Source organism: Streptomyces sp. NPDC048197, assembly GCF_043202395.1.
Lineage (GTDB): Bacteria > Actinomycetota > Actinomycetes > Streptomycetales > Streptomycetaceae > Streptomyces > Streptomyces siderophoricus.
Genome location: NZ_JBIDAJ010000003.1, coordinates 284,331 through 298,711, shown reverse-complemented (window position 1 = coordinate 298,711; position 14,381 = coordinate 284,331). Strand labels below are relative to the sequence as shown.

Below are 14,381 nucleotides of genomic sequence, written 5' to 3'. Positions count from 1 at the left end.
CCGGGTGCCGTGCGTCTCACAGTCCGGATGCCGGACGGACACCCCCACCGGACCCCGTAATGTGGGGCATGTGACCGTGAACGCTGAAACCCACGCCGGTGGCAACACCTGGCGACACCTTCCCGCGGCGCAGCAGCCCGACTGGCCGGACCAAGAGGCTCTGCGCGATGTGATCGCGGAGCTCGAGTCCTATCCGCCGCTCGTCTTCGCGGGCGAGTGCGACCAGCTGCGTGAGCGCCTGGGAGCCGTCGCCCGTGGTGAGGCGTTCCTGCTCCAGGGCGGCGACTGCGCGGAGGCCTTCGACGCCGTCTCCGCCGAGCACATCCGCAACAAGCTCAAGACCCTCCTGCAGATGGGCGCCGTCCTGACCTACGCCGGCTCGGTGCCGGTGGTCAAGGTCGGCCGGATCGCCGGCCAGTACAGCAAGCCGCGCTCCAAGCCCACCGAGACCCGTGACGGCGTGACCCTGCCGACGTACCGCGGCGACTCCGTCAACGGCTTCGAGTTCACCGAGGCGGCCCGCATCCCGGACCCGCAGCGGCTGAAGCGGATGTACCACGCCTCCGCGGCGACCCTGAACCTCGTGCGCGCCTTCACCACCGGCGGCTACGCCGACCTGCGCCAGGTGCACGCCTGGAACCAGGACTTCGTGAAGTCCTCGCCCTCGGGGCAGCGCTACGAGGCGCTGGCCCGCGAGATCGACCGGGCGATGAACTTCATGAACGCCTGCGGGGTGGACCCGGAGGAGTTCCGGACGGTGGAGTTCTACTCCTCCCACGAGGCGCTGGTGCTCGACTACGAGTCGGCGCTGACCCGGGTGGACTCGCGCACCGGCAAGCTCTACGACGTCTCCGGGCACATGCTCTGGATCGGCGAGCGCACCCGGCAGCTGGACCACGCGCACATCGAGTTCGCTTCCCGCGTCCGCAACCCGATCGGCGTCAAGCTGGGCCCGACGACCACCGCGGAGGACGCGCTCACCCTCATCGAGCGCCTCGACCCGGAGCGTGAGCCGGGCCGGCTGACTTTCATCACCCGCATGGGCGCGGACAAGATCCGCGACAAGCTCCCCGAGCTGGTCGACAAGGTCACCGCCTCCGGCGCGCAGGTCGCCTGGATCTGCGACCCGATGCACGGCAACACCTTCGAGGCGGCCTCCGGGCACAAGACCCGGCGCTTCGACGACGTGCTGGACGAGGTCAAGGGCTTCTTCGAGGTCCACAAGGGCCTCGGCACGCACCCGGGCGGCATCCACGTCGAGCTGACCGGCGACGACGTCACCGAGTGCGTGGGCGGCGGCGACGAGATCTTCGTCGACGACCTGCACCAGCGCTACGAGACCGCCTGCGACCCGCGGCTCAACCGCAGCCAGTCGCTGGACCTGGCCTTCCTGGTGGCGGAGATGTACCGCGATCAGTGATCGCCGGTGAACGTGAGTGGGGCGCGGATCTGTGATCCGCGCCCCACTGCGTTGCCAGGGGCCCGCCGGGCGTTGTGGAGCCAGCACCTGCCGGGTAAGGTAAGGGTAACCTCACTCAAGATCGGCTGGACCGGTCGAGGAGGTCCTTCCGCCGACCAGTCGCCGGAACCGTCCCGAGCCCGCCCCTCACGGAGGAGACACCGCGTTGTACGTCTGCTCTTGCTTCGGGGTCACCGAGCAGCAGGTCCGCGCGCACGCGGCCACGGGCGCCTGCACGCCCCGCCAGATTGCCTCCGCCTGCAAGGCCGGCACCGACTGCGGCAACTGCGTACGCCGCATCCAGGCGCTGCTCGGGCGGGGCGCCTGCCCGCGCCGGGAGCTCATCGAGAACGGCGCCGACCCGCTGGCGGACGGGCGGGCAGCGTCCGGGCTGTCGCCGGCGGACGGGCTGTCGCCGGCGGACGCGGAGGAGGACGCCGCGGGGCCCGCGGCGCTCCCGGAGGCCGCGTAGCCGTCAGCTCGGCTGCTCGATCACCTGGGCGATGTACAGCGCCTCCCCGAGCTTCTCCACCAGCTCCAGCTGGGTGTCGAGGTAGTCGATGTGGTGCTCCTCGTCCGCGAGGATGTCCTCGAAGATGTTCGCCGAGGTGATGTCGCCCTTGCTGCGCATCAGCTCGATACCGCGCTTGAGCCGGTCGATCGCCTCGACCTCGATCTGCCGGTCCGCCTGGAACATCTCGGTGACGGTCTGGCCGACCCGTACGTGGAACAGCCGCTGGTAATTCGGCAGCCCGTCGAGGAAGAGAATCCGGTCGGTCAGCACCTCCGCGTGCTTCATCTCGTCGAACGATTCGGCGCGGGTGTACTTCGCGAGCTTGGTCCAGCCGAAGTTCTCCTGCATCTTGGCGTGCAGGAAGTACTGGTTGATGGCGGTCAGCTCGGCGGTCAGCTGCTCGTTGAGGAATTCGATGACCTCGGGGTCGCCCTGCATGGCTGCGGGCTCCTTCCACGCGAGAACTGGGCAGGTGCCGCGCATCCTCGCACCGCCCTCGGCGGACCGTCCAGTAAGTACACGCTTAGTACGAGTTGCCCGATTCTCTCCCTCCCTGGTCATCGGCACCCCTTCCGGTCTGACAACATGGAGGGCATGGGTCAGCCGGAAAGCCGCGAAGAGGAGCATCCGCAGCTTCCTCCGGGGCAGCGGCTCCAGCGGGGCTGGCCGGTGACGCATTACGGCCCGGTCCCGAAGTTCCGCCCCGAACGCTGGGAGTTCCGCGCGTTCGGCGCCACCGCGGACGACGCGAAACACTGCTGGTCGCACGAGGAATTCACGGCGCTGCCGTATGCCACGGTCGTCTCCGACATGCACTGCGTGACGAAATTCAGCATGCTGGGCGCCGAATGGGGCGGGGTGCTCACCAAGACCATTCTTGATCTCGCACCGCCCGCGCCCGATGTCACCCATGTGATGGTGTGGGCCGAATACGGCTTCAGCTCGAATCTCCGGCTGGCCGATTTCGCCGCCGAGAACTGCATTTTCGCCACACACCGCTCGGGGGAACTGCTCACCGCCGAGCACGGATTCCCGGTCCGGCTGATCGTGCCGCACCTCTACGCCTGGAAGGGCCCCAAATGGGTCCGCGGCATCGAGTACATGCGGGCCGACCGCCGCGGCTTCTGGGAGGAGCGCGGCTACCACAACCTGGGCGACCCCTGGCAGGAGCAGCGCTACTCCTACCAGGAGGAGCCCGGGGACGGCCCCGAGCTCTGACCCCGGCCGGGGGCCTCACCGGGTCGCGCCTCAGCCGTCCCGGAGCTTCTTCAGCCGCTCGACGTCCCCCGCGTGCCCCTCCTTGCCGCCCGGCGTCTCGATGACCAGCGGGACGCCCTCGGTGGCCGGGTGCGTCATCAACGCCCGGAACGCGTCCTCGCCGATGTGCCCGGCACCGATGTTCGCGTGCCGGTCCTTGTGGGCGCCCACCACGTCCTTGGAGTCATTGGCGTGGATCAGCTTCAGCCGCCCCTCGCCCACCGTGTCGACCAACAGGTCCAGGGTCTGATGCATCCCGTCCGGCCCGGTCAGGTCGTGCCCCGCCGCGAAGATGTGGCAGGTGTCCAGGCACACCCCGAGCTTCGGATGGGCGTCCAGCGCCTCGAAGTACGGCCCGAAGTCCCAGGTCCGGGAACACAGCGACGCGCCCTGCCCCGCGGTCGACTCCAGCAGCAGATCCGGGTCGTCGGGGTGCGTCAGCTCGTCCAGCAGCGGCAGCAACCGCGCCCTGACCTGCGCCAGCGCCTCCGCCCGCGGCCGCCCGCCGGTCGCCGACCCGGTGTGCACGACCACCCCGAGCGCGCCGATGTCCCGGCCGCGCCGCAGCGAGTGACGCAGCGACTCCACCGACCGCTCCACGGTGGCCTCGGTGTGCGAACCGAAGTTGATCAGGTACGGCGCATGGACGTACACCGGCAGGCCCCCAAGCGCGCAGGCCGCCCGGAACGCCTCGTCCTGCTCGGGGTTGCCGGGCGGCGTCGCCCAGCCGCGCGGATTGGCCACGAAGACCTGCACGGCCTCGGCGCCCATCTCGCGGGCGTAGGTGATGCCTGTCCTGGCCAGCCCGCCGGCCACCGGCACATGGCCGCCGACCGGATTACGGGCCCGGGCGGACCGTACGGCGTCCTGGGGGGAGGGGGTTTCACTCACCCTCCAAGGGTGCCAGGCGCCGGACGGCCCCCCCGTCCCGAGGGGCCCCGCTACAGGGCGCCCTTCAGCTTGATCGTGATCGTGCTGCCCTTCGGTGCCTTCTCGCCCGGGTCGACGGACTGGGTGTCCACCTCGTCCTGCGGGAACAGGAACGGCTTCTTCACCTCGACCTGGAAGCCGAGCGCGGTCAGCTCCTTCTTGGCGTCCTCGACGTTCTTCCCGGTCACGTCGGGCACCGGGACCATCTCCGGGCCCTTGGAGAGCGTGAGGGTGACCGTCTCGCCGGTGCCGATCGGCTTCCCCTGCGCCGGGTCCTGCCGGGCGACCGTGCCCTTGTCCTGCGGCGAGAACACCGGCTCCGCGGCGAACTTCACATGCAGCCCCTTGGCCTGCAGCGCGGCCTCGGCGTCCGCCCGCTCGCTGCCGGTCACGTCCGGCATGTCGATCTGCGCGCCCCGGCTGACGGTCAGCCCCACCGCCGTGTCGGGACGCCGCTCGCTGCCCGCGGCCGGGTCCGTGCGGATCACCGAGCCGTTGGCGACGTCCTTGTCGAACGCCCGGGTCACGGTGCCCGGCCGCAGCCCGAGGTCGCGCAGCTTCCGCTTGGCGTCCGCGATGGGAGTGCCGGACAGGTCGGGCACCGTGACGTGATTCGGGCCGCGGGAGACGGTGATCGTGACCGTCCCCGTACCGCGGATCCGCCCGCCGGTCGCCGGGTCGGTCTTCATCACGTGCCCGCGCTCCACATTGGGGCTGAAGCCGCGCACGACCTTGACGCCCAGCCCCGCGTCCCGCAGCGTCTTGGCGGCCTTGGCCTGCGTCATGTCCAGCACCGGGGGAACGGTGGTGAACTGGCCGGAATTGATGTACCAGACGCCCGTGCCCACGCCGAGGACCAGCAGCACGGCCGCGATGATCGTGGCCAGCCGGCGCCGCTGCAGCAGCCCGCCGGCCGCGGCGGGCACCGCGGCCGGGGCCGGACGCAGCCGAGCCGTCCGCTCCTCCGGCACCGGGGGCACTTCCAGCCGGCTGGTGCGGTTCAGCGCCGCCTCGTCCGCACCCGGCAGCGGCAGCTGTACGCCATCGGGCCGGGGTATCACGTCCGTGGCCTCCGCGTCCGAGTCCGCCGGCACCTCCTTGGCGCCCGGCGGGACCACGTCCAGCTGCTCGTCGGTCAGCGCCGCCCGGGCCGCCCGGGCCCGCGACAGCAGCGCCACCGCGTCCTGCGGGCGCGCCTGCGGATCACGGACCGTGGCCAGCGCGACCAGCTCGTCCAGCTGCCCGGCGAGCCCCGGCACCCGCTCGGACGGCGGCGTGACGTCCTCGTGCAGGTGCTGGTAGATCACCTGCGCCACGGAGCCGCCGGTGTGCGGCTTGGCGCCGGTGAGCATCTCGTAGAGCACCACGCCGCACGCGTAGACGTCGACCCGGGCGTCCGCGGTGCCGTGCTCCAGCTGCTCGGGCGCCAGGTAGGAGACCGTCCCCAGTACCGAGCCCGTCGAGGCGGTGGTGTGGGTGTCCACCGCCCGCACCAGTCCGAAGTCGGCGACCTTGACCCGCCCGTCGTCGCCGATGAGGACGTTCTCCGGCTTCATGTCACGGTGCACGAGCCCGGCGCGGTGCGCGGCCCCCAGCGCGGCCAGGATCGGCTCCAGGATGTCCAGCGCGGCCCGCGGCTGCAGGGCGCCGCGCTCGCGCAGCACGTCGCGCAGGGTGCAGCCGGCGACGTACTCCATCGCCAGATAGACGTACGTACCGTCGGTGCCCTGGTCGAAGACGCCCACCACGTTCGGGTGCGACAGCCGCGCGACGGACTTCGCCTCCCGGATGAAGCGCTCGACGAACGCACCGTCCTCGGCGAGGCCCGGATGCATCACCTTCAGCGCGAGCACCCGGTCGAGGCGGGTGTCCACGGCCCGGTAGACCGTGGCCATCCCCCCTGCGGCGATGCGCGCCTGGACGCGATAGCGGCCGTCGAGCAGCTGACCCACGAGGGGATCTTGGAGCGTCATATCCACGGCAGCCGAGTGTATTCGCCCCACGTACCCGTCTGTCCCGCCGCGGGGCGCTGCGCTTTGCGGTGCCTCCCACGTAGCTGGCTTTCCCGCCGTGGGGGTTGCTCGCCGTTGCGCTTTGCGGCGCCGCGTACGTAGCCGTCTGTCCCGCCGCGGGGCTTGCTCGCCGTTGCGCCTGCGGCGGGCTGGGTTGGTGTTGGGTGCGGTGACGGGCCTCCGGGGCCGGTTGTGTGGACTGCTGACGCTTTACGTCCACACAACCGGCCCCTCCGGCCCGTCCCCTCCCGATTGGGGGAGTGTGCGGGTGAGTGGGGGCGCGCGTTGCGGGTGCCTACACCTGACGTCGCCGGCCAGCGGGAATACGGCCCCTCGCCTGCCGAGTTGTGGCCCCGCAGGGGGCCCTCGCGACCCTTACGGGTTCTGTTCGACCCACCCCTACGGGTCCGCAGGCCCCCTTGTACCCCCAACGCCCACCCCCACCGCCCTCTTCCCACTCCCCCAACGGGAGGGGACAGACCGGAGGACGAAGTCTGTAGGGCTGGCACCGCACCCAACAACCACCCAGCCCGCCGCAGGCGCAACGGCGAGACCACCTGCGGCGGGAAAGACGAGTACGTGCGGGGCGCCGCAAAGCGCGCAACGGCGAGCAAGCCCCGCGGCGGGACGGCCAGGTACGTGGGCGGCACCGCAAAGCGCAGCGGAAGGGTCAGAACGCCGGCCGCTCAGGGTCCAGCGTGGCCATTCCCTCCCCAGGGGAGGACGCGACCGCGAAGTGCCGTTGTGGGATGCGGCCCGCGCGATGCGCCAGGCGGCCCGCCGCCACCGCGTGGCGCATCGCGTGTGCCATGAGGACGGGTTCTTGGGCGCGGGTCACCGCGGAGGCCAGCATGACCGCCGCGCAGCCCAGTTCCATCGCGAGGGCCGCGTCGGAGGCCGTGCCGGCGCCGGCGTCCAGGATGACGGGGACACCGGCCCGCTCGGTGATCAGCTGGAAGTTGTGCGGGTTGCGGATGCCCAGGCCGGAGCCGATCGGTGAGCCCAGCGGCATGATCGCGGCGCAGCCCACGTCCTCCAGCTTGCGGGCCAGCACCGGATCGTCGTTCGTGTAGGGCAGCACCGTGAAGCCGTCGTCCACCAGGGTCTCCGCGGCGTCCAGCAGCTCGATCGGGTCGGGCAGCAGGGTGCGCTCGTCCGCGACGACCTCCAGCTTGACCCAGTCGGTACCGAGCGCCTCCCGGGCGAGCCGGGCGGTGAGCACCGCCTCGCCCGCGGTGAAGCAGCCCGCCGTATTGGGCAGCACCCGGATTCCGTGCCGGTTCAGGACGGACACCACCGAGCCCTGCACGGTCGGGTCCAGCCGCCGCATGGCGACCGTGGTCAGCTCCGTACCGGAGGCGAGCAGTGCCCGCTCCAGGACGTCGAGGCTGGGTGCGCCGCCGGTGCCCATGATCAGGCGGGCGGTGAAGGTGGTGTCGGCGATGGTCAGGGGGTCGGCGACGTCGGTGGGCGGGGGGACGCGCGTCCCGGCGGCGAGGTCGGTTTCGGCCATGGCGGGTCAGCCTCCCTGGACCGCGGTGAGGACCTCGACCCGGTCGCCGTCGCCGAGGGGGGTGGCGGGCCACTGCGTGCGCGGCACCACGACCTCGTTGACCGCGGCGGCCACCCCGGACGGCGCCGAGGACAGGGTCGCGACGAGCCGGTCGAGGGTGAGTCCGCCGGGGATCTCGCGGGGTTCGCCGTTGACGGACACCGAGACGGTGGGGGCGGGGGCGCTCATACGGGCTGCTCCTGGAGGAGGCGGGGGCGCGCGGCCTTCGAGGTGGTGGCGAAGCGCGCGGGGCTGAAGGGGCGGGCCTCGTCGGGGAGGCTCCCGGTGGCCAGCAGTTCGGCCATCACGTCACCGGTGACCGGCGTCAGCAGCACACCGTTGCGGAAGTGTCCGGTGGCCAGGTGCAGGCCGGGCAGCTCGGTCGGGCCGAGCAGCGGGGCGTTGTCGGGGGAGCCGGGGCGCAGCCCGGCGCAGCTCTCCACGAGCGGCAGCTCGGTGATGCCGGGCACCAGCTCGTGCGCGTCGCGCAGCAGCTCGTAGACGCCGCCGGCGGTGACCGTGGTGTCCCAGCCCAGCTCCTCGCTGGTGGCGCCGACGACCAGTTCGCCGCTCTCCCGCGGCACCAGATAGAGCGGATTGCCGCGGACGACGGCCCGTACGGTGCGCGACAGGAAGGCGGGGGAGCCGGCCGGCATGTCCGGCAGCCGCAGCCGCAGCACCTGGCCCTTGACCGGCCGCACCGGCGGCCGCACCTCCTCGGGCACCCCGGCCAGCCGGCCGCTGAAGCTGCCCGCCGCCAGTACGGTCTGGCCGGCCGACAGCCGTGTCCCGTCGGCGAGTTGGGCCCCGGTGGCCCGCCCGGCGTCGACCGTCAGCCGCTGCGCGCGAGTGCGGTGGAAGACCACCCCGGCGCGCTCGCAGGCCACCAGCAGCGCATGGGCCAGCCGGCGCGGATCGACCTGGTGGTCGCCGTCGACCCGTAGCCCGCCGCGTACGCCGGGGGCCAGCATCGGCTCCAGGCGGCGGCACTCCCGGCCGGTGAGCCACTGGGAGTCCAGCCCCGAACGGATCTGCAGGGCGTGCAGTTCGCGCAGGTGGGCCCGGTCGTCGGCGTCCAGGGCGACCGCCAGGGTGCCGCACCGCCGGTAGCCGGTCGGCTGCCCGCCGGCCTCCTCCAGCTCCTCGACGAACCGCGGATAGCGGCGGGCCGAGGCGAGGTTGAGGCCCAGCAGGGTCTGCTCGCCGTAGTGGAGCTCGGTGACCGCGGCCAGCATTCCGGCCGCGACGTGTGCCGCGCCGCCGCCCGGTGCGGGATCGGCCACGGCGACGGTCAGCCCGCGGCCGGCCGCCCGCCAAGCGGTGACCAGCCCGATGATGCCGCCCCCGATGACGAGCACATCGGGGTGTGCGGTGGTTCCTGTGGCAGGTGGATGCATGGGCGTCCAGCCCCTCCCTTCGCCGGCATGACCCGGATCAGGTTCGTACGGTCGGAGGCCGGCCAGCCTCCCTCTCAGCCCGGTACGCCCGGGCTCCCGCGAGTGCGTGCATCCGTCACCCTAATACGGGGCCGCGACGGGCCGTAAGGGAGCGCGGGGCCGCTCCGGTGACCCCAGGACCCCGGGCGGCGGTCCGTGACGGTGTGTCAGAGATCTCCTTGCGCGCTGCTGCGAGCCGCGTCGCCGCCCGTCCTAGAGTGATCGGGTGAGCGAGCAGAGCAAGTCCTCCCAGGCCCCTGACCGCACGCCGCGCGTGGTGATCGTCGGCGCCGGAATCGCGGGCGTGCAGACCGCGGTCGCCCTGCGGGAACAGGGCTGGCCCGGCACGATCACGCTGATCGGCGACGAGCCGCACCAGCCCTACGACCGCCCCCCGCTCTCCAAGGCGGTCCTGCTGGGCAAGGCCGACGGCTCCGCCTTCGACGTCGACTTCGCCGGACTGAACATCGACCTCCACCTCGGCCGCCGGGTCACCGCCCTGGTCCCGGAGGAGCGCGTGGTCGAGACGGATGCGGGCCGGGTGCCGTACGACCACGCGGTGATCGCCACCGGTGCCGACCCGATCACGCTGCCCGGCAGCGAGGGGCTGCCCGGCGTCCACCTGCTGCGCACCCTCGACGACGCCGAACGGCTGCGGCCGGTGCTCGCCGCCCAGCACGAGATCGTGGTCGTCGGGGCCGGCTGGATCGGCGCCGAGTTCGCGACCGCGGCCCGGGAGGCGGGCTGTGCGGTCACCGTCGTCGAGGCCGCCGACCGCCCGCTGGCCGGTGCGCTGCCCGCCGAGGTCGCCGCCCACATGACCGGCTGGTACGCGGACGCCGGCGCCGAGCTGCGGCTCGGCGCCCGGGTCGCCGCCGTGACCTCCGGGGCGGTCACCCTCGCCGACGGCACGGTGCTGCCCGCCGACGCGGTGGTCGTCGGCATCGGCGCCCGCCCCGCCACCGCCTGGCTCGCCGGCTCGGGCGTCGAGGTCTCGGTCGAGGACGGCTCGGTCCTCACCGACGAACGGCTGCGCACCTCCGCCCCCGATGTCTACGCGGTCGGCGACTGTGCCTCCTTCCCCTCCACCCGATACGGCACCCGCCTGCTGGTCCACCACTGGGACAACGCCCTCCAGGGCCCCCGTACGGTCGCCGAGAACATCGCCCGCGCGGGATCGGAGGGCTTGGTCTACGACCCCGTCCCGTACTTCTGGTCCGAGCAGTTCGGCCGGTTCGTGCAGTACGTGGGCCACCACGTGGACTCCGACGAGCTGGTGTGGCGCGGCGATCCCTCCGGCGCGGCCTGGTCGGTGCTCTGGCTGCGCGGCGCCGGGGGGCCGGGCGGGACGCCGGCCGGCGGGAGCCTGGCGGGCCGGCTGGTCGCCCTGCTCGCCGTGGGGCGGCCGCGGGACCTCGCCCAGGGGCGCAAGCTCATCGAGCGGGGTGTGGCGCTGGACCGGGAGCGGGCGGCGAACGCGGCGGTACCGCTGAAGGCCGCGGCGCTGTAGCCGGCGGGCGGCCGGGGCATCGGGGGCATCGGGGGCCCAGGGGTACCGCAGGCGCACCGGCGGGCGCGCCGAGGGCGCGTCGTCACTCTCCGGTGTGCCGGAAAGGCCCTGACGGGGATGCCCGGCTACCGGCTGTCAGTGCGAGGTGGCAGGCTTGTCCTGTGACCGAGATTGACGCAAAGATCGATGGACTCGTCCCCGCCTGGCTCACCCTCCCCGACATCGCCGAACAACTCGGCGTCGAGGTGACCCGGGTCCGGCAGCTGGTCAAGGAGGGCCAGCTGATCGCGGTGCGCCGCGGTGAGAACCGGGTGCTCCAGGTGCCCGCCGATTTCATCAAGGACGACAAGGTGGTCAAGGGCCTCGTCGGTACCCTCACCCTCCTCAAGGACGACGGCTTCACCGACGAGGAGATGCTGGAGTGGCTGTTCACCGAGGATGAGAGCCTGCCCGGCACCCCGGCGCAGGCGCTGCGCGAGAATCGCGGCACGGAGGTCAAGCGCCGGGCCCAGGCCCTCGCCGTCTGACGCCGCCGCCGTGGTCGCCCCCGGCAGCCGCGGCGGCCTCCGCAGCCACCTCGATCCGTAACCACCTTTCGGGGCGTACGGACCGGAAGACCCGGTCCGTACGCCCCTGACCTGGGGGGAAGCCGCCCATGAGCACCGCACGACAGGCCCTGTCCGACGCCCGGCTCTATCTCTGCACGGACGCCCGCCGGAAGCAGGGCGACCTCCCGCAGTTCCTGGACGCGGTGCTCGCCTCGGGGGTCGACATCGTCCAGCTGCGCGACAAGGGCATGGAGGCCGGCGAGGAGCTGCGGCACCTGGAGGTCTTCGCGGACGCCTGCCGGCGGCACGGCAAGCTGCTGGCCGTGAACGACCGGGCGGACGTGGCGCACGCCGCCGGCAGCGATGTGCTGCACCTCGGCCAGGGTGACCTGCCCGTCCCGGCCGCCCGCGCCCTGCTCGGCCCGGACGTCCTGATAGGCCGCTCCACGCACGCCGAGGCCGAGGTGGACGCCGCGCTCACCGAAGCGGGCGTGGACTACTTCTGCACCGGCCCCTGCTGGCCGACCCCCACCAAGCCGGGCCGGCACGCCCCCGGCCTGGACCTGGTCCGGTACACCGCCGCGCGCGCCCCTGAGCGCCCCTGGTTCGCGATCGGCGGGATCGACGCCGGCAACCTCGACGAGGTGCTGACGGCCGGCGCCCGCCGGGTGGTGGTGGTCCGCGCGATCACGGAGGCCGACGATCCGGGCGCGGCGGCCGCCGCACTGGCCAAGCGCATCCGGACCTGGGACGCCTGACGGGCCCCGGCGGGCCGCAAAATGTCCACCCACTGGACATGAACCGGACCAACCAGGCATAACGCCGATGACGGTTGGTGTGTGACCGGCTGCTGGTTAACCTGCCCGTATGGCCCTAGGTACAGCTTCCACCAGGACTGATCGCGCACGGACCGTGCGCGAGCTGCTCGCTTCCGGCAAGCAGTCCTACTCCTTCGAGTTCGCCGCCCCGAAGACCGAGAAGGGTGAGCGGACCCTGTGGAACGCCATTCGCCGGATCGAGGCCGTCTCCCCGACCTTCGTCTCCGTCACGTACGGCGCCGGCGGCACCTCCCGTGACGGCACGGTGCGCGCCACGGAGCGCATCGCCACGGACACCACCCTCACCCCGGTGGCCCATCTGACCGCGGTCAACCACTCCCTCGCCGACCTGCGCAACATCATCGGCCAGTACGCCGACGCCGGGATCCGCAACATGCTCGCGCTGCGCGGCGACCCGCCCGGTGACCCCATGGGCGAGTGGATCAAGCACCCGGACGGCGTCTCCTACGCCGCCGACCTGGTCCGGCTGATCAAGGAGTCCGGCGACTTCTGCGTCGGCGTCGCCGCCTTCCCCGAGATGCACCCGCGCTCGACGGACTGGGACACCGACGTGACCCACTTCGTCGCCAAGTGCCGGGCCGGGGCGGACTTCGCCATCACCCAGATGTTCTTCTACCCGGAGGACTACTTCCGGCTCCGCGACCGGGTCGCGGCGGCGGGTTGCCAGACACCCATCATCCCGGAGATCATGCCGGTCACGAACGTCCGTCAGATCGAGCGGTTCGCGCAGCTCAGCAATGCCGCGTTCCCGCCCGAACTGGCCGAGCGCATCCTGGCCGTCAAGGACGACCCGGCGGCGGTACGCTCCATTGGGATCGAGTACGCGACCGAGGTGTGTTCGCGCTTGATGGCCGAGGACGTGCCCGGGTTGCACTTCATTACCCTCAACCACTCCACGGCGACTCTGGAAATCTACGAGAATCTGGGGCTGCATCAGCGGCCCTGATCACGGTGGCCGGCGAGCGGCGGAAGAGGGGCGTATATGGGCTGGACGATCCTCTACATCGCGTTCGGTCTGGTCGCCCTGTGGCTGCTTGGCGAGGTGCTGCTCCAGTACAAGGCCCGGCTGCGCTGGCGGCTGCTCGCCTTCGTCGGCTTCCTCGGCGTCGTCATCGGCGTCATCATCCCCTCGGTGATCGTGATCGGGGTCGGTCTGATCGCGTTCGCCACCGGCCAGACCAATGTGACGCTCTCCTTCAAACGCGGCTTCACCGAGGGCTGGGCGCTGGGCGGCAAGCCCGGTGAGAGCCGGCGGCGCCGCGGCCGCCGGTCCGGCCCGCCCGCCGCGGAGCCGTCCCTGCAGGTCTCCGACGTCGAGGCGGTGCCGCCCGCCGACGGTCCCGGTGGCGGCCCGGCCGACGGTCCGCAGGCCGGCCCCGGGCGGGGCGCGGACGGGGGCCCGGACACCTTCGAGAGCACCGGGGGCTTCCAGAGCCCCGGCTTCCCCGGGCAGGACGGCTACGACAGCCAGGACCCGTACGCCGCCGGCCAGGATGCCTATGCGGGTCAGGACTCCTACTCGGGTCAGGAGTCCTACGCCGGCCAGGACTCCGTCGCCGGTCAGGGCTCCTACGACTACGCGACCGGCGGGTACGGCGCGGGCGGCTACGGCGGTCCGGACCCGTACCAGGACCCGCAGGACCGGAGCGTGTTCGCCACCCAGGCCTTCGACGCCACCACCGTCTACGCGCCGCAGCCGATGCCCGAGGAGACCGGCCAGTACGGCATCTACAGCCCGGACGCCCGAGCCCCGCAGAGCAGCGATTACGGCGACTTCGGCGGCTACGACGCGTACGGCGCCACCGCGGACGGCACCGCAGGCAGCGGCACCGGGGACGCCAACGGCTATGGCTACGGCGGCAGTTACGGCGCGCCCGCGGCCGGCCAGGACCCCTACGGCGACCCGTACGCGGCCTACGGCGACGGCTCCGGCCAGCCCGGCTACTCCGACCCCTACGGCGGCCAGCAGTACGCCGCGCCCTACGACCCCTACGCCCAGCCCGACCCCTACGCGCAGCCCGACCCCTACGGCCAGGCGTCCTACGGCGGGCAGCAGTACGACGGCCAGGGCCAGCCGGCGGGAGCGAACCCCGGCCAGGGCTACGGCGAGCCGCCACCCGGCGGGGTCTGGGTCCCGCAGCAGCGCGGTGACGAACTCCCGCCCGAGCAGCAGCCCTACCCGCCGTATCAGCAGCAGGACTACGACGGCCGGCCGTACCGCTACTGAGCAGGGGCCGAGAGCCGAAGGCTCGTCCCGGCCCGCTGCGGCCCGCCCCTGACGTCCCCGGGTCGCTCCGACCGCCCCTGACGACCCCCGACCGCCC

At 72.5% G+C, this 14,381-nt stretch carries 14 protein-coding genes and 1 riboswitch; of the genes, 8 read left to right on the top strand and 6 right to left on the bottom strand.

Annotated elements, in window-relative coordinates:
• Positions 1–70 precede the first annotated feature (70 nt).
• Complete coding sequence (locus tag ACGF4C_RS06610; RefSeq protein ID WP_393563790.1) at positions 71–1,420, top strand: class II 3-deoxy-7-phosphoheptulonate synthase; 1,350 nt, start codon at positions 71–73, stop codon at positions 1,418–1,420.
• 205 nt (positions 1,421–1,625) lie between these two features.
• On the top strand, positions 1,626–1,931 hold the full coding sequence (locus tag ACGF4C_RS06605) for a (2Fe-2S)-binding protein (protein ID WP_362142513.1): 306 nt from the start codon (positions 1,626–1,628) through the stop codon (positions 1,929–1,931).
• Between the two features lie 3 nt (positions 1,932–1,934).
• Here ACGF4C_RS06605 and bfr read toward each other — a convergent pair whose 3' ends face one another.
• Positions 1,935–2,411, bottom strand: a complete 477-nt coding sequence (gene bfr / locus ACGF4C_RS06600) for a bacterioferritin (RefSeq protein ID WP_030415483.1) — start codon at positions 2,409–2,411, stop codon at positions 1,935–1,937.
• A 156-nt stretch (positions 2,412–2,567) separates the two neighbouring features.
• Between bfr and ACGF4C_RS06595 the strand changes: the two genes are divergently transcribed.
• Entirely contained in the window at positions 2,568–3,191 is a 624-nt protein-coding gene (locus ACGF4C_RS06595; RefSeq protein WP_030415484.1) for a sulfite oxidase-like oxidoreductase, read from the top strand.
• Between the two features lie 30 nt (positions 3,192–3,221).
• On the opposite strand, the gene ACGF4C_RS06590 is transcribed toward ACGF4C_RS06595, so the two are convergent.
• The 5 genes from ACGF4C_RS06590 to thiO all read right to left on the bottom strand — a co-directional run bounded on the left by ACGF4C_RS06590 (position 3,222) and on the right by thiO (position 9,121).
• Positions 3,222–4,121 carry a deoxyribonuclease IV gene (locus ACGF4C_RS06590; RefSeq protein WP_393563786.1) on the bottom strand — a complete coding sequence of 300 codons (900 nt, stop codon included), beginning with the start codon at positions 4,119–4,121 and terminating at the stop codon, positions 3,222–3,224.
• A 50-nt stretch (positions 4,122–4,171) separates the two neighbouring features.
• The gene (gene pknB / locus ACGF4C_RS06585; RefSeq protein WP_393563784.1) at positions 4,172–6,139 is read right to left on the bottom strand and encodes a Stk1 family PASTA domain-containing Ser/Thr kinase; all 1,968 of its coding nucleotides are present in this window, start codon (positions 6,137–6,139) and stop codon (positions 4,172–4,174) included.
• A gap of 703 nt (positions 6,140–6,842) precedes the next feature.
• On the bottom strand, positions 6,843–7,685 hold the full coding sequence (locus ACGF4C_RS06580; RefSeq protein ID WP_393563782.1) for a thiazole synthase: 843 nt from the start codon (positions 7,683–7,685) through the stop codon (positions 6,843–6,845).
• 6 nt (positions 7,686–7,691) lie between these two features.
• The gene (gene thiS, locus ACGF4C_RS06575; RefSeq protein WP_261951989.1) at positions 7,692–7,913 is read right to left on the bottom strand and encodes a sulfur carrier protein ThiS; all 222 of its coding nucleotides are present in this window, start codon (positions 7,911–7,913) and stop codon (positions 7,692–7,694) included.
• Positions 7,910–9,121 carry a glycine oxidase ThiO gene (gene thiO, locus ACGF4C_RS06570; RefSeq protein WP_393563779.1) on the bottom strand — a complete coding sequence of 404 codons (1,212 nt, stop codon included), beginning with the start codon at positions 9,119–9,121 and terminating at the stop codon, positions 7,910–7,912. The genes thiS and thiO overlap by 4 nt, the downstream gene beginning before the upstream one ends.
• Positions 9,119–9,231, bottom strand: a riboswitch (TPP riboswitch). (Overlaps the previous gene by 3 nt.)
• Before the next feature lie 155 nt (positions 9,232–9,386).
• Here thiO and ACGF4C_RS06565 point away from each other — a divergent pair.
• From ACGF4C_RS06565 to ACGF4C_RS06545, 5 genes are all read left to right on the top strand, one after another.
• Positions 9,387–10,670, top strand: a complete 1,284-nt coding sequence (locus tag ACGF4C_RS06565) for an NAD(P)/FAD-dependent oxidoreductase (RefSeq protein ID WP_393563777.1) — start codon at positions 9,387–9,389, stop codon at positions 10,668–10,670.
• 161 nt (positions 10,671–10,831) lie between these two features.
• A complete protein-coding gene (locus tag ACGF4C_RS06560; protein ID WP_030807602.1) occupies positions 10,832–11,197 on the top strand; it encodes an Rv2175c family DNA-binding protein in 366 nt (121 codons plus the stop codon).
• Positions 11,198–11,325: 128 nt separating this feature from the next.
• Positions 11,326–11,976, top strand: coding sequence for a thiamine phosphate synthase (gene thiE / locus ACGF4C_RS06555; protein ID WP_351538958.1), 651 nt, complete (start codon positions 11,326–11,328; stop codon positions 11,974–11,976).
• Positions 11,977–12,085: 109 nt separating this feature from the next.
• On the top strand, positions 12,086–13,003 hold the full coding sequence (gene metF / locus ACGF4C_RS06550; protein ID WP_310727685.1) for a methylenetetrahydrofolate reductase [NAD(P)H]: 918 nt from the start codon (positions 12,086–12,088) through the stop codon (positions 13,001–13,003).
• Positions 13,004–13,039: 36 nt separating this feature from the next.
• Complete coding sequence (locus ACGF4C_RS06545) at positions 13,040–14,284, top strand: hypothetical protein (protein ID WP_393563774.1); 1,245 nt, start codon at positions 13,040–13,042, stop codon at positions 14,282–14,284.
• Positions 14,285–14,381: the final 97 nt, after the last annotated feature.

Bases quoted from the DNA above. Each gene is read 5' to 3' on its own strand.
- metF (WP_310727685.1), top strand. From the start codon at position 12,086: ATGGCCCTAGGTACAGCTTCCACCAGGACTGATCGCGCACGGACCGTG.
- ACGF4C_RS06580 (WP_393563782.1), bottom strand. From the start codon at position 7,685: ATGGCCGAAACCGACCTCGCCGCCGGGACGCGCGTCCCCCCGCCCACC.
- ACGF4C_RS06595 (WP_030415484.1), top strand. From the start codon at position 2,568: ATGGGTCAGCCGGAAAGCCGCGAAGAGGAGCATCCGCAGCTTCCTCCG.
- thiO (WP_393563779.1), bottom strand. From the start codon at position 9,121: ATGCATCCACCTGCCACAGGAACCACCGCACACCCCGATGTGCTCGTC.
- bfr (WP_030415483.1), bottom strand. From the start codon at position 2,411: ATGCAGGGCGACCCCGAGGTCATCGAATTCCTCAACGAGCAGCTGACC.
- ACGF4C_RS06545 (WP_393563774.1), top strand. From the start codon at position 13,040: ATGGGCTGGACGATCCTCTACATCGCGTTCGGTCTGGTCGCCCTGTGG.
- thiS (WP_261951989.1), bottom strand. From the start codon at position 7,913: ATGAGCGCCCCCGCCCCCACCGTCTCGGTGTCCGTCAACGGCGAACCC.
- thiE (WP_351538958.1), top strand. From the start codon at position 11,326: ATGAGCACCGCACGACAGGCCCTGTCCGACGCCCGGCTCTATCTCTGC.